The sequence below is a fragment of the Acinetobacter gerneri DSM 14967 = CIP 107464 = MTCC 9824 genome, assembly GCF_000368565.1.
Lineage (GTDB): Bacteria > Pseudomonadota > Gammaproteobacteria > Pseudomonadales > Moraxellaceae > Acinetobacter > Acinetobacter gerneri.
Genome location: NZ_KB849549.1, coordinates 400,675 through 419,490, shown reverse-complemented (window position 1 = coordinate 419,490; position 18,816 = coordinate 400,675). Strand labels below are relative to the sequence as shown.

22 protein-coding genes are annotated in these 18,816 nt (G+C 37.6%); 9 read left to right on the top strand and 13 right to left on the bottom strand.

Translation table 11 applies throughout. The features are described 5' to 3' along the window. Window positions 1-21: 21 nt before the first annotated feature. The gene (locus tag F960_RS19945; RefSeq protein ID WP_004870265.1) at window positions 22-399 is read left to right on the top strand and encodes a hypothetical protein; all 378 of its coding nucleotides are present in this window, start codon (window positions 22-24) and stop codon (window positions 397-399) included. Window positions 400-505: 106 nt separating this feature from the next. Then, a complete protein-coding gene (dnaJ, locus tag F960_RS19940) occupies window positions 506-1,627 on the top strand; it encodes a molecular chaperone DnaJ (protein WP_004870263.1) in 1,122 nt (373 codons plus the stop codon). A 95-nt stretch (window positions 1,628-1,722) separates the two neighbouring features. Here the strand turns inward: dnaJ and F960_RS19935 are convergent, their stop codons facing one another. Next, on the bottom strand, window positions 1,723-2,481 hold the full coding sequence (locus F960_RS19935; RefSeq protein ID WP_004870259.1) for an SIMPL domain-containing protein: 759 nt from the start codon (window positions 2,479-2,481) through the stop codon (window positions 1,723-1,725). 337 nt (window positions 2,482-2,818) lie between these two features. On the opposite strand from F960_RS19935, the gene F960_RS19930 reads away from it, so the two are divergent. Continuing rightward, window positions 2,819-4,009, top strand: a complete 1,191-nt coding sequence (locus F960_RS19930) for a YcjF family protein (RefSeq protein WP_004870256.1) — start codon at window positions 2,819-2,821, stop codon at window positions 4,007-4,009. Between the two features lie 182 nt (window positions 4,010-4,191). Here the strand turns inward: F960_RS19930 and F960_RS19925 are convergent, their stop codons facing one another. After that, on the bottom strand, window positions 4,192-4,743 hold the full coding sequence (locus F960_RS19925) for a hypothetical protein (RefSeq protein ID WP_004870253.1): 552 nt from the start codon (window positions 4,741-4,743) through the stop codon (window positions 4,192-4,194). A gap of 274 nt (window positions 4,744-5,017) precedes the next feature. Between F960_RS19925 and F960_RS19920 the strand changes: the two genes are divergently transcribed. The 3 genes from F960_RS19920 (at window position 5,018) to F960_RS19910 (ending at window position 7,423) form a co-directional block, all read left to right on the top strand. After that, the gene (locus tag F960_RS19920; RefSeq protein WP_154650785.1) at window positions 5,018-5,506 is read left to right on the top strand and encodes a hypothetical protein; all 489 of its coding nucleotides are present in this window, start codon (window positions 5,018-5,020) and stop codon (window positions 5,504-5,506) included. A gap of 396 nt (window positions 5,507-5,902) precedes the next feature. Then, the gene (dapB, locus tag F960_RS19915) at window positions 5,903-6,718 is read left to right on the top strand and encodes a 4-hydroxy-tetrahydrodipicolinate reductase (protein ID WP_004870247.1); all 816 of its coding nucleotides are present in this window, start codon (window positions 5,903-5,905) and stop codon (window positions 6,716-6,718) included. A 54-nt stretch (window positions 6,719-6,772) separates the two neighbouring features. Continuing rightward, window positions 6,773-7,423 carry an START domain-containing protein gene (locus F960_RS19910; RefSeq protein ID WP_004870246.1) on the top strand — a complete coding sequence of 217 codons (651 nt, stop codon included), beginning with the start codon at window positions 6,773-6,775 and terminating at the stop codon, window positions 7,421-7,423. A gap of 127 nt (window positions 7,424-7,550) precedes the next feature. Here F960_RS19910 and F960_RS19905 read toward each other — a convergent pair whose 3' ends face one another. Next, the gene (locus F960_RS19905; RefSeq protein ID WP_004870245.1) at window positions 7,551-8,723 is read right to left on the bottom strand and encodes an MFS transporter; all 1,173 of its coding nucleotides are present in this window, start codon (window positions 8,721-8,723) and stop codon (window positions 7,551-7,553) included. 9 nt (window positions 8,724-8,732) lie between these two features. After that, window positions 8,733-9,536, bottom strand: coding sequence for a 2,5-didehydrogluconate reductase DkgB (dkgB, locus tag F960_RS19900; RefSeq protein WP_004870242.1), 804 nt, complete (start codon window positions 9,534-9,536; stop codon window positions 8,733-8,735). 157 nt (window positions 9,537-9,693) lie between these two features. Here dkgB and F960_RS19895 point away from each other — a divergent pair, with 157 nt between their 5' ends. Beyond that, window positions 9,694-10,587: a LysR substrate-binding domain-containing protein gene (locus F960_RS19895; protein WP_004870238.1), complete on the top strand. Its 894-nt coding sequence runs from the start codon at window positions 9,694-9,696 to the stop codon at window positions 10,585-10,587. On the opposite strand, the gene F960_RS19890 is transcribed toward F960_RS19895, so the two are convergent. Then, window positions 10,544-10,963, bottom strand: a complete 420-nt coding sequence (locus F960_RS19890; RefSeq protein WP_004870235.1) for a hypothetical protein — start codon at window positions 10,961-10,963, stop codon at window positions 10,544-10,546. The genes F960_RS19895 and F960_RS19890 overlap by 44 nt on opposite strands. Window positions 10,964-11,063: 100 nt before the next feature. Here F960_RS19890 and F960_RS19885 point away from each other — a divergent pair, with 100 nt between their 5' ends. Next, on the top strand, window positions 11,064-12,497 hold the full coding sequence (locus F960_RS19885; RefSeq protein WP_035373882.1) for an aminotransferase-like domain-containing protein: 1,434 nt from the start codon (window positions 11,064-11,066) through the stop codon (window positions 12,495-12,497). Between the two features lie 74 nt (window positions 12,498-12,571). Here F960_RS19885 and ahr read toward each other — a convergent pair whose 3' ends face one another. The 8 genes from ahr to F960_RS21970 form a co-directional block, all read right to left on the bottom strand. Continuing rightward, window positions 12,572-13,594 (bottom strand): NADPH-dependent aldehyde reductase Ahr, encoded by a 1,023-nt coding sequence (gene ahr / locus F960_RS19880; protein ID WP_004870228.1) that lies wholly within the window; start codon window positions 13,592-13,594, stop codon window positions 12,572-12,574. 34 nt (window positions 13,595-13,628) lie between these two features. Then, entirely contained in the window at window positions 13,629-14,183 is a 555-nt protein-coding gene (locus F960_RS19875; RefSeq protein ID WP_004870225.1) for a DNA-3-methyladenine glycosylase I, read from the bottom strand. 44 nt (window positions 14,184-14,227) lie between these two features. Beyond that, window positions 14,228-14,473: a hypothetical protein gene (locus tag F960_RS19870; protein WP_004870222.1), complete on the bottom strand. Its 246-nt coding sequence runs from the start codon at window positions 14,471-14,473 to the stop codon at window positions 14,228-14,230. A gap of 17 nt (window positions 14,474-14,490) precedes the next feature. Further along, window positions 14,491-15,045 carry a M23 family metallopeptidase gene (locus F960_RS19865; protein ID WP_035373884.1) on the bottom strand — a complete coding sequence of 185 codons (555 nt, stop codon included), beginning with the start codon at window positions 15,043-15,045 and terminating at the stop codon, window positions 14,491-14,493. 270 nt (window positions 15,046-15,315) lie between these two features. Further along, a complete protein-coding gene (gene mutY, locus F960_RS19860; RefSeq protein ID WP_004870217.1) occupies window positions 15,316-16,359 on the bottom strand; it encodes an A/G-specific adenine glycosylase in 1,044 nt (347 codons plus the stop codon). 133 nt (window positions 16,360-16,492) lie between these two features. Beyond that, window positions 16,493-16,864, bottom strand: a complete 372-nt coding sequence (locus F960_RS19855; protein ID WP_004870214.1) for an HIT family protein — start codon at window positions 16,862-16,864, stop codon at window positions 16,493-16,495. A 74-nt stretch (window positions 16,865-16,938) separates the two neighbouring features. Next, window positions 16,939-17,676 (bottom strand): dienelactone hydrolase family protein, encoded by a 738-nt coding sequence (locus tag F960_RS19850; RefSeq protein WP_004870210.1) that lies wholly within the window; start codon window positions 17,674-17,676, stop codon window positions 16,939-16,941. Between the two features lie 257 nt (window positions 17,677-17,933). Continuing rightward, complete coding sequence (locus F960_RS21970) at window positions 17,934-18,092, bottom strand: DUF1328 domain-containing protein (protein WP_004870207.1); 159 nt, start codon at window positions 18,090-18,092, stop codon at window positions 17,934-17,936. Window positions 18,093-18,285: 193 nt separating this feature from the next. Here F960_RS21970 and F960_RS19840 point away from each other — a divergent pair, with 193 nt between their 5' ends. Beyond that, window positions 18,286-18,738, top strand: a complete 453-nt coding sequence (locus F960_RS19840; protein ID WP_035373899.1) for a YcgN family cysteine cluster protein — start codon at window positions 18,286-18,288, stop codon at window positions 18,736-18,738. The last annotated feature ends 78 nt before the right edge of the window (window positions 18,739-18,816 follow it).

The following is an 18,816-nucleotide window of genomic DNA, read 5'->3' as shown; positions in this document are numbered from 1 at the left end:
CAAATTGAGGTTACAGCACCCATGGGGCAAGACAATATTGAAAAGCATCGTCGCTATATGACATGCTCTTATGTTTTTATGTTTCTTGCATTATTTACAGTCATAAGTGCAATTATAGCGTACTGGTTCGCACGTAAAGTTGCTCATGTAGATAATGCGGAAGTGTGGATACACGCCCAAGCATTATGGGTGATGCGTAACGTAATTATTTTCCTGATTTTGGCTGCCTTTGCTGCATTGTGGTTCATTCCTTTAATTTTCTTTTATTGGGATAGCGCACTTTGGGTCAAAGCATGTACGGTTGCTGGCGTTATATTTTCATGTGTTGCTTGGTTATTTTTACTCAATACATGGTTACAAGGCTTCTCTAAATATATGAAAAAGAAAGCTGTATTTTAATTATTTCATATTTTTTTCATTTCTTCCCTTGTAAAACGAGGGAACATCCCCAATTTACTCCCGTACTAAGAAGTTTTATCGAATTCCGTGTGGAGTAGCGCCAGTTATGGCTAAACGAGATTATTATGAAGTTTTAGGTGTATCTAAAACTGCAAACGATGATGAAATCAAAAAAGCCTACCGTAAATTGGCGATGAAATATCATCCAGACCGTAACCCAGATAATGCCGAAGCTGAGGATAAGTTCAAAGAAGCTGCCGAAGCTTATGAAGTACTTTCTGATGCCGAAAAACGTAGCATGTATGACCGTATGGGACACAATGCGTTTGAAGGTGGTTTTGGTGGTGGAGCAGGCGGTGGTTTCGGCGGCTTTAGCGCTGAAGACATTTTTAGCCAGTTCGGTGATATTTTCGGTGGTGCTTTTGGTGGCGGCGGTCGTGGTGGTCAACAACGTCAACGCCGTGGCTCAGATTTACGCTATGTAATGGAATTGACACTTGAAGAAGCTGTTAAAGGCATCAAGAAAACCATTACATTTACAGCACCTGCCCCATGTGAAACATGTGATGGTAAGGGCTCAAAAAATCCAAATGATGTTGAAACCTGTAAAACGTGTAATGGTGCTGGTCAAGTACGTATGCAACAAGGTTTCTTCTCAGTTCAGCAAACCTGTAGCACTTGTCGTGGACAAGGCAAAATCATCAAGAATCCATGTCATACCTGTCATGGCTCTGGTGTAGCTGATCGTCAGCAAACTTTAGAAGTGACGATTCCTGCTGGTGTGGACAATGGCGATCGCGTTCGTTTAACTGGTAAAGGTGAAGCGATCCGTGGTGGTCAGTCTGGCGACTTGTACGTTGAAGTGGTGGTTCGTGAACACGAAATCTTCCAACGTGATGGTGCAGACCTCTATATGGATGTCCCTGTAAGCATTGCTGATGCAGCATTGGGTAAAGAATTGGAAATCCCGACTTTAGATGGTCGAGTGAGTTTGAAAGTTCCAGAAGGAACTCAAACAGGTAAATTATTCCGTTTACGCGGAAAAGGGGTAAAACCAGTACGTAGCAGCATGCAAGGTGATTTGCTCTGCCGTATTGTGATTGAAACACCAGTGAATTTAACCAGTCGTCAACGTGAACTTCTAAAAGAACTCCAAGCGACTATGGAAGGCGATGACAATAAATCATCTCCGAAGAAAAAATCGTTCTTTGATCGCTTATTTGACTAAAATAAAGATCAAAGAATAAATCAAAGAAAGCCCACCTCAAAATTGAGGTGGGCTTTTTGTTGGCTGCTTATATGTAGAGTCAAAAGTAACAGCGCTTAGTCAATCGCATAATTGATGGTGACCACGACTCTAGCAATTTTATTGATCGTTGATTTGTCATAAGCACCGCCATAGTCACTGTCATCATCCGAACCGCTTTCAGGCAGGATATAAAATGCACCCTGACTTGCCGAACGCATGCTTCCAACTTTAACACCACCAACTTTGGCAAACTCATTGGCACGGCTATGCGCATTTTGGGTGGCATTGGCGATCAAAGACATTTTGATTTCTTCTAAGTTCGAAACGAGATATTCTGGTTTTTCATCAATCGAAAGACCTTTTTCATCCATCAAATATGCATCTTTTGCAGTTTTTTCTATTTTCTTAATATCACGGCTGCTCACGACAAAAGATTGTTTTGCGACATAACCTCTAAATTCACGTGTTGTCTTCCCTTCAGTATTTTGTACTTCTTCATAATAAGGATCTGATTTTTTATTGCCCATTTGCAAATCTGAAGCTTTAAAGCCATGCTGCACAAAAAAGTTTTGCATGCTTTTCATTTCTTGATCGAGTAGTTGATAAGCCTCAGTGACACTATTTGAGTATCGGCTGGTTTGTAAACTGATTTCCCAACGTGCAGAATCCGCTTGAATGGGTTTCTCAGCCAAACCTTTTACTGTTACAGCATTATTTGATTGGTTAAACTGTTTTAGTGCATAGCCCATGACTACGGCAGAAAGAATAAATCCTAAGCTGAGAATGAGGGCAAAGACCCATAGGGATTTAGAGGTGATGGCTTTATTTTCCATTGTTAATTCTCAAAATAAATTATTGATTTTGTATAAAATATTGCAGTGTTTTTTAAAAGTAACCACATGATTTAAAATATAATAAATGAGATTGGCGACTCACGCACGATCTATAACAGTTGTTTAAGAATCGCTTAAATAAGCACCAATTTACTTTATGATATCGTGGACACGAACAAGGAGCAAGACGTGAAAATCTTGTGGCTTGTTTATCTGAAATACGATATGGACTGAATAATTAGAGAAACAGAGAAATGGGAATAGAGTATTTAAAAAACAAATATAATGTTATATAAATAAGATACTTATTTATAATTGCTAACGTTTGGGAAAATAAATGAAATATTTAGAATATTTAGACGGGTCTTTTGATGCGAAAACAGGTGAGTTTGATACTGAAAAAGCAAAGAAAAATATTTTTGATAGAAAGGAAAAAATCAATATTTTATTGATGGGAGCATCAGGTGTTGGTAAAAGTTCTCTCGTTAATAGTTTTTTTGGAATTGATATTGCAAAAACAGGTGATGGAGTTCCTCAAACACAACATTTAGAAAAATTTGTTTATGAGGATAAAGGTTTAATTCTTTGGGACACAAAAGGGATAGAAGCCGCCGATTACCAAAGTACATTGGCTGATTTAAGAAATGCTTTAGATAATGCAAAAGCAGAGGCCATTTCAACTAAATCTGTAGATGGACTACCACATATAGCATGGTTATGTATTAAGGAAACTTCTAAAAGAATTGAAGAAAGAGAAATAGAGTTAGTTCAACTTGTTTCTGAATACAATATTCCAGTAATTGTTGTTTTTACGCAAACACAGTATCAAAGTGGTGATGTTTTTGTCGAAGAAGCAAAGAATATTTTTGATTCGAATGGATGTAGCACTGCAATTAAAAATCGTTACGCAAGGGTAAATTCAGTATCTTATGAAATGGGGCCAGCCACATTCCCTGTATCAGGATTGGATATTTTATTTGAACTTACTGAAATGGCTTTTCCTGAAGGTAGTAGAAATGCAAAAAATGCATTTGATAAAGCCCAAGCAGTGAATGCTGAAAAAAAGCTAGCTGCGATCTTAGACTCATGTAGTACGAAAATTCATATAGCTTCAGCAGCAGCAGGTACTGCTGGTGCTAGTCCAATACCAGGATCTGATGCTCCAATTATTGCGGCTATTCAATCAACATTGATTTATACAATTAATTCTGAATTTGAATTAGATGAAGATCTAAAAAATAGTGCAGCTATTGCTGCAGGTATTTTAGGGGTAACTGCATTAGCACAGGTTGGTAAAGCTGTAGTATCTAATTTATTAAAATTTATTCCTGGAGCGGGAACTTTAGTTGGAGGAGCTATATCAGCCACTACAGCAATAGCTTTAACAGAAGCAGTAGGGCATGCTTATGTCAAAACGCTGTCTTCTTATTATGATAGAAAAGAGTTGAAGGTTATTTTACCAGAGAATACGAAAAAAATTATTGATACATTTGCAGCGATATTTAATCCTTTGAAAAAGAGTTCATAAATTTTAGTTTTTATTTCTCATAATACAATTTGTATAAAATCAAAAATGGAAGCTTAAAGCTTCCGTTTTTATTATCTTTTTTAAATTATCAAAGATCTGCAGAAGGATCTTTGATAAATAGCTTAATTGAGATTTTTTTAAAACACCCCATAAGTGATTCTCTGCACTCAGCGTTTAAATTTTCATTCCGTATAAAGATATGCTTTGCATTTTGTACAATTCACAGTGCAGTTAGAAGTGGCATAAATCCCTTTTCTATAGAAACGAGAATTTCCACAGAAAATACAAATGGTTTCGCCTTTAGGGTTTTTTGAAGAATCTAGTGAGTGGTAAATTGTCTCTAAGTCTTTTCCTTTATGTTCATAGTTTTGACCATAAATGGCTTTCGCTAAAGCAAAATCTAAGTTCATAAATTTGAATACAAAAAAGATAATAAATAAAAAAAAGATACTTCCGAAACTGGCAGAAAAAAACCGAAATCCTATCGAAAAGCCTGATAGAACCATCAAGATGATTGATAAAAATATGATGAAAAACATATAAGTAAAAAACTTGTGTTGAAAATTAGAAACTTTATTTAAATAAGTTTGGTGTTGATTATATGTGTCGATCTCTTTTTTATTTTGAACAAAATTAACTTTGGATTGCACCTGAAATGATTTTCCGCATGAGCCACAAAACTTATGTCCCAAAACTTTTTCAGCGCCACATTCATAACAATATTTTGTGCTCATAGGTTTTTTATCCTTTTAGGTAATTTTTAAATAAAGGCTCAGAATTTAATAGCTAAGTTTTGAATATTTAAAAAAAATCAAATTCTTAAAATTACATAGCACAGACGGAAATTGGACTTCATAATAAAATAATTTAAGTAGATATCAATGGCGAATCATGAAATATTAGATAAAGTAAAGATCAATATTTTAGAGAAATTAGTAAAAATTAAAGTTTTCATTAAAAAAATATTGATGCTAACAAGTCAGCATTGCGTAAAAAATGGTATTCATGATGAAAATGAGAAAAAATATCGTAGTGTTATTATTATGCCCTTTATTGCTTTCATGCACACATACAAAGCTACATAACACTGATATAAATATAGAACTAAGCAATACTATTATTAATCAATATACTTTAGATTTACCTAAAAGTTTTAAATTAACTCAACCTTCAAATTTAGATCAAATGATGGACTTTGATATATATGAGCTCAGGGATAAAGATGGAAAGATTTTTGCAAACCTATATTTAGGTAATGTACCGAATACTTCACTTTCAAAACATAATCGATATTTATTTAATAATTTCAAAACAAAAGATTTTAATGGCATAAAGAAAATTAAAACTTGTGGAGTTGGAAACTGTGGAGAAATTCTTATTTATTTAAATAATAAACATGGAGAACCTCAATTCGCACATATATTTTTTCAAAATGTAACGGATCAACAGCTCATCATTATTCAAAGAACAATTGAAAGTCTAGAAAATAAAAAATAACTATTCGCTCAAATGAGAGCTAAATAAAAAAGCCCGACATCCTGTCGGGCTTTTTCGTATTTGCAACTCAGATATAACTCCTGTCGTATCTGTGCACTTTCCATTGCTACTTTTTTATTATTCTCTGGAGCTTCCTGCTCTCTATGTGTTTATATTAATAAATTTCTTATGGCTCGTATATGGGTAAATTCCCTAAATCTTTGTACGCCTTGGCTTACACAGTTGGGAAAATATATTTTTCTAAATGAGTTTTCATACTTACTTCATCGCATGTTTGGATTTTATAAATATTTGAGGATGTTACTGAAACACAAATATTCATGATGAACTTTATTCCAAAACCTTAACTTTTGTTATAGTAGACACAATTTAAACGTTTAGATTTAGGAAGATCTTATGTCACAAGCTCCACGCATTGGTGTATTAGGTGCTGGCGGTCGTATGGGCCGTACATTGATCCAAGCTGTTCATGATGCAGGCTATCAACTTGCAGCCGCAGTAGAGCGCCCAGAAAGCTCACTTGTTGGTACAGATGCAGGTGAACTCGCAGGTATTGGTTCAGTAGGCGTGAAGGTTGTAGGCGATTTATCTGAAGTACTTAAAGACTGTGACGTGATTATTGATTTCACAGCACCTGTTGCAACTGAAGCAAACTTAAAACTTTGCAGTGCAGCGGGCGTGGCAATGGTCATCGGTACCACAGGTATGAACGATGAACAAAAAGAACTTTTAAATGAATCTGCAACTAAATCACCAGTCGTTTATGCAGCCAATTACTCAGTTGGTGTCAATGTTTCGATCAAACTTTTAGAGCTTGCTGCTAAAGTTTTTGGCGATACAGTGGATATCGAAATCATTGAAGCACACCACCGTCATAAAGTAGATGCACCATCAGGTACCGCGTTGATGATGGGTGAAGCTGTTGCGGATACTTTGGGTCGTAACCTCAAAGAAGTAGCTGTTTATGGTCGTGAAGGTCATACAGGACCACGTGATCGCCAAACTATTGGCTTTGAAACCATTCGTGGTGGTGACATCGTGGGTGAACATACAGTGATGTTTATCGGTGAAGGTGAGCGTGTAGAGATCACTCACAAAGCAACCAATCGTATGAATTTTGCTGCAGGTGCAGTACGTGCAGCAGCATGGGTCGTTGGAAAAGATGCCAAAAAGTACGATATGAAAGATGTTTTAGGCTTAAATGATATTTAAGTTGATTTAAAGTATCGTTAGAATAAAAAATCGAAAAATTATTTAAAATATAAAATGAAAAAGACAGTGATGTTGATCGCTTGTGTTGTTGCAAGTTTAAGCTTGGCAACACAAGCTGCTTTGCCAAATGGTGCGAAGCTAAGCTTAGATAAAAATAACGTGAAAGTTTGGACCTATAAAGATTCGAACAACTCCGTATTATCTTATAAAAGCGAAACGACTTTTGATGTACCGGTTGAAAAAGCGGTCGCTTTGGTTTTGGATGTCGAACATGCGCCAAACTGGGCACCCAATATTAAAAAAGTACAACTGCTCAATCGTGATGATAAAAAAGGTGAATTTACCATTTATATGATTTTGCATTTTCCATTCCCACTGAAAGATCGAGATATGGTAGTTCGAGGCAAAGTCATGAAAGATGCCAATGGAAATATCGTAATCAAAAATAAAGCCATTGCACAAGGTATGCCTATCAATTCAGATTATGTCCGTATGACGCAATATGAAGGCGATTGGACATTTCAAAAATTGGCAGCAAATAAAGTGAAGGTATCCAATTCGGGCTTTGCAAATCCTGAAGGCTCGATTCCTGCGAGCGTTGCCAATATGTTTGTTGAGCAAATGCCTTATCAAATGTTGCAAAAAATGAAAGCCACTTTGGCGAAAAATCCGAAACTTCCTGCATTACCTGAATTTTTAAAATAGATCAATTTTAAATGCTGAAAAAAATCCCCGTCTATTTGAATAGTCGGGGATTTTTTGTGGAGTTAAATATTTAAAAATTAATATTTTAAACCAACATTTTAAATAAATACTATTTTAGGTCAAATGCTTAGAGGCACTCAGCTTGCTGAGCAGGGGCACGCATGATTTTCATTTGAATAAAAACCAAAACTAGGCCCAATGCTGTGAGGATCGCCCCCATGATTGAGACAGCCGCATAACCCATTCCAAGACTTAAAACAGCTCCACCTGCAGCAGCACCTAAGGCATTTCCAAGGTTAAAAGCACCGATATTGACTGAAGATGCAAGTCCTGGTGCATCGTGTGCAACAGACATCACACGCATTTGCAGTGGTGGAACGACAGCAAATGCGGCTGCACCCCAGATGATCAATGCGATTGCAGCACCGAGATGTGTTTGAGCTAAAATAGGGAAGAGCAACATCATGTTCATCAACAAAAGCAAAAATCCTGTCAATGTTTTAATTAAAGATAGATCGGCAAATTTACCACCGAAATGATTCCCGATCGAAAAACCAATACCGATCAAGACCAACATCAAAGTGATATAACTTGGTGAAGCATGTGTGATAGTCATCAGGCTTGGAGCAATATAGGTATAAAGCGTAAACATTGCCCCCGCACTCATCACGGTGGTGAGTAAAGCAAGTACGACAGGCAATCGGGTCAAAACTTTTAGTTCAGTTTTAACATCAGGGCGTTGACCGACAGTGCCTTCTGGTAGAGCCTTATAGAGTGCCAACATGGTCACAAGACCCAGTACTGCAATTGCTGCAAAGGACATGCGCCAACCAATATTTTGTCCAACCCATGTCGCTAAGGGAACGCCACCAATATTGGCAATGGTCAGCCCCATAAACATCATCGCAACAGCACTGGCTTGCTTATCTTTGGGAACGACACTGGTTGCCACTATCGAACCAATCCCGAAAAATGCACCATGATTTAAACTGGTAATGATCCGTGCACCCATCAATCCAAGATAACTTGGTGCAATCGCCGCTAAAATATTACCAATGGTGAAAATACTCATTAATAATATCAATGCCTTGCGACGTGAGAAATGTCCAAACCACAGCGTCATGATCGGTGCGCCAATCATCACGCCCAATGCGTAGGCAGTAATCAACATACCCGCACTAGGAATGGAAATATTTAGACTTTCAGCGATTTGCGGTAAAAAACCCATCGGAGAAAATTCAGTTGTCCCAATTGCAAAAGCACCGATTGCCAAGGCAAGTAAAGGAAAGTTAATTTTCATGGTTCTTCCTTAATCCCAATCTGCAGCGAGATTTTCAGGATTAACTTCTCTGCCTTGACGTTCAAGAGTTGTGATGAGATGCATTTCTTCAGGCTCAAGATGCAGATTGAGTGCATCCAAATTGGCTTTTAAATGTTCAATTTTGGTTGAAGATGGAATCACCGTATAACCTTTTTGATGTGCCCACGCCAAAGCAACTTGCGCTGTACTGGCTTGATGACGCTGTGCGATTTCAGTCAAAATAGGATCATTGAGCACTTTGCCATAAGCCAAAGTCATATAAGAAGTCACATCGATTTGTTGAGATTGTAAATAATCCACAAGTTCTTGATTTTGCAAATAGGGGCTTAGTTCTATTTGATTTGTGGCAATATTTTCAAGACCCACTGCATCAATGGCTTGCTGAGTTAGCTCAATGTTGAAGTTTGAAATACCAATATGCTCGGTCAAACCTTGTTGTTTAGCCTCAAGTAGATTGTTCATCATTTCTGCAACAGAGATACCGAGCTTGGGTGCTGGCCAATGAATGAGGGTCAAATCTACGGCATCAGTGCCTAACTTTTCTAAGCTTTCTTTTAAACTTGGAATTAACTTTTCACGTGAATAGTTATCTGTCCAAATTTTTGTCGTGATAAATAGGTCTTGGCGAGGGAGAGCTGATTCAGCGATAGCTAGACCGACTTCTGCTTCATTGCCGTAAATTTGTGCTGTATCAACAGCGCGATAACCTACATTTAAGGCATTTTTTACAGAATCAATCACGGTTTGCCCGCTTAAGCGAAATGTGCCTACACCGATTTGAGGAACGATCATAAGATTTACCTTTGGCGAGGCAGTTGTTTTGAACTTGCAACCGCTCGCATATTGCTTGAAATTGCATATATTTTGCGGCTTTTTAAATTGCAAAAAAATAGAGAAATAAGCAAAATATTGTTGAATAAAAGTCAATAATCAACACAGCAGAATTGAGATGAAATCAAGTTTAGAAGAATTACAAGCATTCGTCACAATCGTGGATGTTGGAACGATTGCACGTGCCGCAGAGCATCTTTCACAAACAACCTCAGGCGTGAGCCGTGCTTTACAACGTCTAGAAAGTAAGTTGAATGTTACATTATTGGAGCGCACCACCCGCAAAATAAAACTCACTCAGGAAGGTCAAATATTTCTAGAAAAAGCCCGTAAAATTATTCATGATTTAAATGAAGCCGAAGATGCACTGCTTAAATCAGATAGCGAGTCATCGGGCGTTATCCGGGTGGATTCGGCTACGCCTTTTGTATTGCATGTGATTGCACCATTAATGACTGAGTTCCGTCAACTCTATCCAAATATTGAAATTGAGCTGAATAGCAATGATCAGATTATTGATTTACTTGAGCATAAAACTGATGTCGCCATCCGATTTGGTGAGTTAAATGACTCAAGTTTACATGCCAAATTATTGTGTAAAAGTCGTCTATATATCGTGGCAAGTCCTGCTTATCTTGAGAAAAATGGATACCCCAAAACACCGCAGGATATCCTTGAACATTCCACTTTAGGCTTCAGTAAGGTCAGTCATTTAAATACATGGCCTATTCATGTGAATGGTGAACATTTAACAGTACATCCTCAAATTAAATCTTCAAATGGCGAAACGGTTCGTTTACTTGCTTTGCAAGGTTTGGGAATCACCTGTTTATCCAATTTTATGATTCATCAAGATCTTGAAAATGGCAATTTGATTGCATTATTTGAAGATCAGATCGAACAATATTATCAACATATTCACGCCGTCTATTATCAACAAGAACATCTACCCAAACGAGTGCGATTATTTATTGAATATTTGGCACAGAAGCTAGCATGGACTTTGACTTGAGATCCAAAGGACTGTCCTTAGGCGGAAGATCTAAACTCATCAAGGCTGTGGTGCTTTGATTTTCTAGATTGAGTAAATCCAGCGTAAAATGTTGCTTGGATTGTGTGCATTGGAACGCAATTTTCTGCTGAGCTGGCATATTTAAACGCATCGCAGTATCGGAACTTTCACGATAAATATAATTTCTGTGCTCACTTGTGGCGTGCAAAGTCGGTGTTATTTGTTCGAGTTGATATTGACCCAAATGATTCATTTTTAAAAATCCATCAATCAGTGATTTACAAATAAAATGTTGCTGCTGAGCAAGTGAATTTTCCTGTTTTGCTTGGCAGGCAGCGAGATTAAGAGCCAATAAGATCAATAGAATTTTTTTCATGTTTTACTCCTTTTGCAATCAAATGAGGTGACAAGAGGAGCATAAATCTGTTAATTTTTTAGATACAGATACAATAATTTTTAAATAATGGGTACAGATGATGTCCTTTCAATATCAGCAACTCGCTCAACAAATTGCGCATAAAATCTATCAGGGTGAGCTGGCGATCGGGCAGCGATTATTGTCATTACGACAGTTTTCTGAACATCATCAGATCAGTTTAAATACTGCAAAAAGTTGTTATGAATTGCTTGAAGCCCAAGGTTATGTCTATGTAAAAAATAAATCAGGCTATTTTGTCAAAGCAAAAAAACAGCCTTTTGTAGATGAACCTAAGCATCTTGATTTTATTGCTAAAGCACGTGAAGTTTCAAATTTGGATTTGCAAATAGAGATCCTCGAATCTGCGATTTCAAATGATCTTATTCATTTGGGTTCGATCCAACTTTCACCCAATCATGTTCCTGTTGAAGCATTACGCCGTTCGATTCAGCGTGCTTTGAAGCACAGCAAACCCGAAGATTTTTTATATAGTGAACGTCAAGGACATATTCACTTGCGTGAAGCTTTGTCTGAACATTGGGCTGAGGATGGTTTTTTTATCGCCAAAGAGGATATTTATATTTGTAATGGCTGTATGCCAGCCTTGTCAGTCGTATTGCAAAATCTGACTCAGCAAGGCGATAGTGTGATTATCCCAACCCCAAATTTTAATGGACAATTACAGCTTTTAGCGGTGTTAAAGCGCAAGATTATTGAGTTACCTGCACACACTCAAGGCTTTGACCTAAAACGCCTAGAGGAGGCGATGAAAAGCTCTACTGCAAAGGTGTGTTTACTCACAGTGAACTACCAAAATCCACTGGGTTTTTGTTTGACTAATGCAGAAAAAGAACAGATTGCGAAACTTGCAGAAAAGTATAAATGTTACGTGATTGAGGATGATATTTATTCAGAATGTACCTTCGGTTCAACCCGACCTTTACCGATCAAATATTGGGATAAAGCAGGCTATGTGATCTTGTGCGGTTCGGTTTCCAAGTCAGTGTCATCTTCCTATCGGGTAGGCTGGTTTTGTATAGGTTCAAACCTAAAACACTTACGTAGCAAGATTATTTCCCAAAATGTCACGGTCAATACCCCTTTACAGTTGGGCTTGGCGGATCTGATTTATAGTCGTGCTTATCGACAACATTTAGTGCAGTTAAGACCTAAATTAATGGCACAAGTTGAGCAATATCGACAGTTTATTATTCAAGCATTTTATGATGTGGATTTACGGATTAATCAACCTCAAGGAGGCTATTCATTTTGGTTGCAATTTCCAGAAAAAATTGATGGTTTGAAAATGTATTATTTTGCTCAGTCCAAAAGTATCAATATTGTTCCAGGTGAAGTTTTTGGTGAAGAACAGCGTTATAAAAACTGTATTCGTCTCAATGCAGGACATGAATTGTCAGAGGAAATCCAGAGAGCAATTGAGTTATTGGCGGACTGGGTCAGAGCCGAATTACAGCAGTCTAAAGTAGCCTAAATTTATTTTAGGGATAGACCTTTTAGCCAAAAAAAGCCAGTTCATGTGAAACTGGCTATTTTAGAAAATAGGATTTAGAAATCAGCTTGTAAAACGATACGATAACGAGCCTTACCAGATTCTAAACGCTCAATGGCATCATTAATTTTTGACATCGGATAAAGCTCAATTTGTGGCGCGATATTTTTTCGTGCAGCAAATTGCAGTAATTGACGCAAGGCAAAAGGTGAACCTGTAGGTGAGCCTGTCACCGATTTTGCACCGCCGATCAATGCTCCAGCAGGAATTTGCATCGGCTCAAGAACCATACCAAGCATGTGAATTGTACCGTTTGGAGCAAGGGTATTGAGGAATGCTTTCCAGTTTAGTGTGACATTGACTGTACTTAAAATCAGGTCAAATTTTCCATATTGAGCTTTGATTTCAGCATTGTCACGGCTATTGATCACGTGATCTGCACCCATGGCTTTTAACTCATCTGTCTTGTCCAAGTTTGAGGTAAATGCGGTAATTTCACAGCCCCAAGCTTTGAGGAGTTTGATCGCCATATGTCCCAAACCACCGATTCCGATCACAGCAACATGGTGGACAGCTTGGATTTGATGTTTTAATAATGGATCAAAAACGGTGATACCACCACACAATAGGGGACCTGCGCTGCTCGGATCTAAATCATCTGGAAATGGAATCACCCATTGCCAACCTGCACGAACTTTGTCAGCAAAACCACCCGCATGTCCGATAATGGTTGGTGTTTTTTCGCCAGTACATAGCACTTGTTGACCGCTCACACACGGATCACAAAATTGGCAGCTTTCAGATGTCCAGCCTAAGCCGACACGTTGACCGATTTTAAGCCCTTTGGCTTCACTGCCCAATTGTGTGATTGTTCCAATAATTTCATGACCGCCAACAGCAGGAAATACTGCATTTCCCCAGTCGTTATTGATCACAGATAAATCAGAATGGCATAGGCCACAATATTCAACTTTGATTTCAACCTGATGTGCCAATAGTGAGCCAGCATCAAATTGATAAGGAACTAGTTTTTCGCCTGCTTGCATTGCAGCATAGGCTTGGATCGTATTTTCAGCCATTTTATTTCAATCCTATTTTCATTTTTGCTTAATTTTAGCGTGCACAACAATCATTTTCATGGTCATTGACCATCCCGACAGCTTGCATAAAAGCATAAATCGTTGTCGGTCCAACAAATTTAAAACCATTTTTTTTCAGAGCTTTGGATAGTTTTAAACTGATTTCAGTCTGCGCTGGGGCAAGTTTATAGTTTGGGACATCATTAATTTGTACTTGGTTATCGACAAAACTCCAAAGCCATTGGCTGACATCAATATTTTGTTGTTTCATATTTTGCCAAGCAATGGCATTGTCACGAATGGCAGTGAGTTTTCCGATATGGCGAATCAGACCAGCATCTGTACATTTTTCAGCGAGTTGTTGATCGCTCAAAGATGCCACTTTTTCTATAGAATGTTTAAAGAAATGTTCACGATAACATTCTCGTTTTTTTAATACAGTAATCCAAGAAAGCCCAGCCTGTTGACCTTCTAGGCAAAGCATTTCAAATAAATGGGCTTCATCTCGATTGGCTTTGCCCCATTCATGATCATGGTATTCAATATAAAGAGGATCATCAGAGCACCAACCACAACGCTTTATTGCCATTTTCATTTCCTCTTTTTGAATTGAATCAATGTATTTTTAATGGGCTATATTTTAAAAATGGTCCATTGATCTGTTTTATTGTCCCAATAATAAAGTTCGGCTTGGCTTAAATCTTCAAATTTGAGCCAAAAATCTTTGCCAGCTTTATCTGAAAAACCCGTGCTAATCAGTAAAGCTTCGTCGGATATTTCCATAATCCAACCTTGATAAGTTTGACCATTTAACGTGATTTTTTGTTGATTGCCTGATTCTGCAAATTCAACTAAACGATCAATCAAAGCTTCTGACATGGAAATTTCCTAAAAATTTAACGTAAATATGGATAAGGATTTACAGCACCGCGACCTTTCCCAAGCAAGTATAATCCATAGTGCAAGTGAGGGGCAGTGTATCGTGCATTTCCTGTATTGCCGACATAGCCGATGAGTGTGCCTTTTTTGACAAAATCGCCTTCTTTCAAGCCGTGACGATGTCCACTCAAGTGTGCATAGTAATGCCACGCTCCAGATGGCCCTACTAGCCAAATCACTGTGCCACCCAAATTGTTGCCTTTCAGGCTTGCGATCACGCCATCAGTGGTACTAAACACTTTTGTTCCACGTGGAGCCATAATGTCGATGCCCTCGTGATTGCGACCTTGACTACGGGCAGCACCCCATGTATCTGTGAGTCGATCAGCACGAACGCCTTGGACAGGAATAGGCAGATGATTGGGCATCGGCATTGCTTTGAGTTTGGCAATTTGTGCTTGAGGAAGCACAGTTGACGTTGTTTTTTTCGGTGCTGTAGTACAGGCAGAAATAAAAATAACACTACAACAAACAATCAAATAACCAATAAATTTGGACACGAAAAATCTCATTTTATCAATGATTAAAATAACAAGTTTTAAATAACCTGATTTTCGATAAATTTTCTAAATTTCAATTAGATAAACATAAATTATGAAAGAGTCTTATGCAGTTTATTTATGTTAAAGATGCACCACGACATCATGCACTTCGTTAAAGCAAAATTTTAACGACGAACTCAGGTTAAATAAAAACAACTCATGTCTGACTATGTCATACGGACTTTGATTTGACAATCTCAAGCAGGTGCAGACTTTGCGTGTTTTTGTATAAAAGCGTAGTCAGGCTAGGGCTGATTCAACGACTTCTATCAATTTTTTCATGGCTGTAGGAATACCCATTTGTGTAGCTTTTTGAGGACTGAGCCATTCACCACCAAGCTCGGTTTGGATGAACTCTTGTTGATCATGCTCAACTTCAAAAATATGGGCCTCTAAAAGCCATGTAAAATGTGTGAAACTATGTGAAATTTGAACTGTTTTTTGCTTGGAAATGAGCTTTAAATTTTGACAAATTTGGGTAAAATCATGTTCATTTTCCACAATGATTAGACTCCACAAACCACCCCACAATCCTGTATTTGGGCGTTGTTCCCATAACCAGTCTTGATTATTTTTAATCAATAAAACTTTTGCTGATTTTACTGGAACTGCTTTTTTGGGTTTTTTAAACGGTAGTTCTGTTTCTAAACCTTGTTGATGAGCAAGACAATGTTGTTGCATTGGACAATATAAACATAGCGGTTTTTTGGGTGTGCAAATGGTCGCACCCAAATCCATGATTGCTTGTGTATAGTCGTGATTACGTTCAGTTGGACAAAGCTGATCCGCGAGCGCCCACATTTTCTTTTCATGAATTGGTTTAGATAAGTCATCGTCAATAGCAAAAAAACGTGAAAGAACACGCTTTACATTGCCATCCATGATCACGCCATATTGACGTAAACCAAGCGACATCAATGCTCCACCTGTAGAAGGACCGATCCCCGGCAATTCAATCCATTGCTCTAAAGTCTTTGGGAATGTCCCTTTTTGGCTGACGATCGTTGCTGCTTTATGTAAATTTCGTGCCCGAGCATAATAGCCCAGTCCAGCCCAGTAGGGTGCAACATCATCCCAAGAGGCTTGACCAAGATCATTTACCGTCGGAAATCGTTGTATAAATCGATCAAAATATTGTAGGACTGTTTTGACTTGGGTCTGTTGTAACATGATTTCAGACACCCAAACTTTGTATGGATCATCGGCAACTTGCCACGGTAAATCGTGTCGTCCATGTTGATCAAACCAAGTTAAAAGCGCATCTGAAAATGAAAAATCTGACATACAAACCCAAAAAATATTTAGCGCCTTAGTATAACCAATGCGGATCAGAGAAAGAATGTTCTCAAAATTTAAAATGAAGATTCCATAAAAAAAGGTACCGAAGTACCTTTTATTTTCATTGAACTTTCAATGATTATTCATTGTCAGTCACGATACCCCAACGCTTATCTAATTTGAGTGGTTGGTCTTTATAACGTGGGATGATATGAATGTGAAAATGACTATTTTCTTCACCATCAAAAACATGGCCATCATTAAATGCGATATGAAAACCTTCAGGATGATGGCGTAGTTTCAATTCATTACGTGCAAGTTCAAGCAACGTAGATAGACTTTTACGCTCTTTTTCTGTGACATCAAAAAAAGATGAAATATGGCGCAGAGGGATAATGACTGAGTGACCTTTAGATAAAGGATTTTGTTCAGGCAAAATTGCACCAAAGTCATTTTTATCAATGATGTCGAATTCATCAAATTCACAATATGGGCATTTTTTATCAGTCATTTTCTTTTCCTCAATTTCTCTATATTTTATATCAAAAATATAAATGTAAAAAATCAATAATTTAGTAGTCTATTTTATTTCAATGTACGGTCAAATAAAGCATACATCGCAGCAAGTCCTTGTTGTTCTGCGGCTTGGTTATAACCTAAATCAATACCATTGGCTTTGGCTTTTTCATCTGCAAGTGGGTTTGAAAAGCCATGTTTGGCATCTTTTAAAATGATGACTTCATAATTGACATCTGCATTATTCATTTCATTTTTAAAGCTTTCAACATCATCAAGGGTCACCATGCTGTCCAATTCACCGTGTAAAACAAGCACTTCAGCTTGGATTTGACCTTTTTCAGCAGGTGCTTTCGGACTGAGCGTACCATGAAAAGAAGCAACAGCTTTAACTGGGGCTGCAGAACGAGCTAGATCTAACACAACTTTACCACCATAGCAAAAACCAATGGCTGCAAGCTCATTTGCATTTACTTCAGGCTGTGCCGCCAAAGTATTTAGGCCTACTTGAGCACGGTCAACGATCGTATTTGGGTCTTGGAAAGTTTGCGTCATCCATTCATAAGCGACTTTGGCATCGTCTGTAACTTTTTTATCACCATACATATCAATCGCAAGAGCTGCATATCCATGTTCGGCAAGTTCACGAGCACGTTGCACTGTATAGTCAGTGCGGCCCCACCATTCTGGCCCAACAATCACACCCGCAACAGGCTTGGATGATTCTGGTGCGGCAAAAAAGCCAATCAGCGTTGAACCATCTTTAGCTTGATAATGAATTTCACGAGTTTTAATTGCGGCAGTCATGATATAAATCCTTGTATATAGGCGAGAATAAAAAGATTAAATCATAAAAACAGCGATAAAATTTACTTTGTTGCGAATAATAACAATAGAAATGTGAGCAAATATTTTAGAGTTTTAACTAAAATATTGAGATCTAAAAGACCTTAAATGATCAAAAATGAAATAGTTTTAATGATGAATTTTGCAATAAAAAAAGAAGGAATAATCCTTCTTTTTCTATTCTTGGGAATAAGAAACATCAGTGATTTGATCTAAGATCAAACCTTACCTCTAGAAATAAATCCGACAATTGCCAAAATTACGGCAATCACAAGTAAGATGACAGCGAAGTCTTTGGACATACCCGCAACACCGCCAAAACCAAATAGACTTGCGACTAGTGCAATAACAGCAAAGATAATAGCCCAACGAAACATAATTATTTTCTCCGTACTTTTTATAAATCTTGATTAAATTATATGCATGGTTATTTTCTAGAAATAGCATATTTCTGTATCAAAATTAATCAATTTATTAAAATAAGTTAATGATTTGTAATTTAAAAAAATCAAAAAATATTTAAATAGAAATATGCTAACCTTAGATTACGTATTTGATGTATCAAATGAGATCTGTGTGGAAATTCGTGCCCAATTTTGGAAAAAATATACTTTGGATGAACTGAATCAGGCCGAATGGGAAGCACTGTGCGATGGTTGTGGTTTATGTTGTTTAATTAAACTTGAAGATGAGGAAACGGCTGAAGTTGCCTATACCAAAGTTGCGTGTAAGCTTTTAGATTGCAAAACAGCACAGTGTTCTGACTATCCAAATCGCCTTGACTATGTTCCTGATTGTATTCAACTTAGTCCAGAAAAACTGCAAAATATCACATGGTTACCGAGTAGTTGTGCTTACCGTCGGCTTAATGAAGGCAAAAATTTACCGACATGGCACTATCTGCTGACGGGCTCTAGAGAAAATGTCATCAGTGCCCGAAAATCAGCAGCTGGGCGTTGTATATCAGAAACTGATGTCGATGAAGAAGAAATAGAAGACTATATCGTGCGTTGGGTTCGTTAAGCGATTTCAACTATTTTCTTTTTAAAAATACGTTAAAGAATGCTTTAGAAATAAAGTGAATATTTAAAATATTCAAAC

What these genes read in the sequence shown, in the direction of transcription:
- F960_RS19905 (WP_004870245.1), bottom strand. Translation starts at nt 8,723, where the DNA reads ATGAAAATTAACTTTCCTTTACTTGCCTTGGCAATCGGTGCTTTTGCA.
- F960_RS19855 (WP_004870214.1), bottom strand. Translation starts at nt 16,864, where the DNA reads ATGACTGATAAAAAATGCCCATATTGTGAATTTGATGAATTCGACATC.
- dkgB (WP_004870242.1), bottom strand. Translation starts at nt 9,536, where the DNA reads ATGATCGTTCCTCAAATCGGTGTAGGCACATTTCGCTTAAGCGGGCAA.
- F960_RS19865 (WP_035373884.1), bottom strand. Translation starts at nt 15,045, where the DNA reads ATGAGATTTTTCGTGTCCAAATTTATTGGTTATTTGATTGTTTGTTGT.
- F960_RS19890 (WP_004870235.1), bottom strand. Translation starts at nt 10,963, where the DNA reads ATGAAAAAAATTCTATTGATCTTATTGGCTCTTAATCTCGCTGCCTGC.
- F960_RS19930 (WP_004870256.1), top strand. Translation starts at nt 2,819, where the DNA reads ATGAAATATTTAGAATATTTAGACGGGTCTTTTGATGCGAAAACAGGT.
- F960_RS19875 (WP_004870225.1), bottom strand. Translation starts at nt 14,183, where the DNA reads ATGGCAATAAAGCGTTGTGGTTGGTGCTCTGATGATCCTCTTTATATT.
- dnaJ (WP_004870263.1), top strand. Translation starts at nt 506, where the DNA reads ATGGCTAAACGAGATTATTATGAAGTTTTAGGTGTATCTAAAACTGCA.
- F960_RS19910 (WP_004870246.1), top strand. Translation starts at nt 6,773, where the DNA reads ATGAAAAAGACAGTGATGTTGATCGCTTGTGTTGTTGCAAGTTTAAGC.
- F960_RS19925 (WP_004870253.1), bottom strand. Translation starts at nt 4,743, where the DNA reads ATGAGCACAAAATATTGTTATGAATGTGGCGCTGAAAAAGTTTTGGGA.
- F960_RS19945 (WP_004870265.1), top strand. Translation starts at nt 22, where the DNA reads ATGGGGCAAGACAATATTGAAAAGCATCGTCGCTATATGACATGCTCT.
- F960_RS19895 (WP_004870238.1), top strand. Translation starts at nt 9,694, where the DNA reads ATGAAATCAAGTTTAGAAGAATTACAAGCATTCGTCACAATCGTGGAT.
- F960_RS21970 (WP_004870207.1), bottom strand. Translation starts at nt 18,092, where the DNA reads ATGTTTCGTTGGGCTATTATCTTTGCTGTTATTGCACTAGTCGCAAGT.
- F960_RS19885 (WP_035373882.1), top strand. Translation starts at nt 11,064, where the DNA reads ATGTCCTTTCAATATCAGCAACTCGCTCAACAAATTGCGCATAAAATC.
- F960_RS19920 (WP_154650785.1), top strand. Translation starts at nt 5,018, where the DNA reads ATGAAAATGAGAAAAAATATCGTAGTGTTATTATTATGCCCTTTATTG.
- mutY (WP_004870217.1), bottom strand. Translation starts at nt 16,359, where the DNA reads ATGTCAGATTTTTCATTTTCAGATGCGCTTTTAACTTGGTTTGATCAA.
- F960_RS19850 (WP_004870210.1), bottom strand. Translation starts at nt 17,676, where the DNA reads ATGACTGCCGCAATTAAAACTCGTGAAATTCATTATCAAGCTAAAGAT.
- F960_RS19935 (WP_004870259.1), bottom strand. Translation starts at nt 2,481, where the DNA reads ATGGAAAATAAAGCCATCACCTCTAAATCCCTATGGGTCTTTGCCCTC.
- dapB (WP_004870247.1), top strand. Translation starts at nt 5,903, where the DNA reads ATGTCACAAGCTCCACGCATTGGTGTATTAGGTGCTGGCGGTCGTATG.
- ahr (WP_004870228.1), bottom strand. Translation starts at nt 13,594, where the DNA reads ATGGCTGAAAATACGATCCAAGCCTATGCTGCAATGCAAGCAGGCGAA.
- F960_RS19870 (WP_004870222.1), bottom strand. Translation starts at nt 14,473, where the DNA reads ATGTCAGAAGCTTTGATTGATCGTTTAGTTGAATTTGCAGAATCAGGC.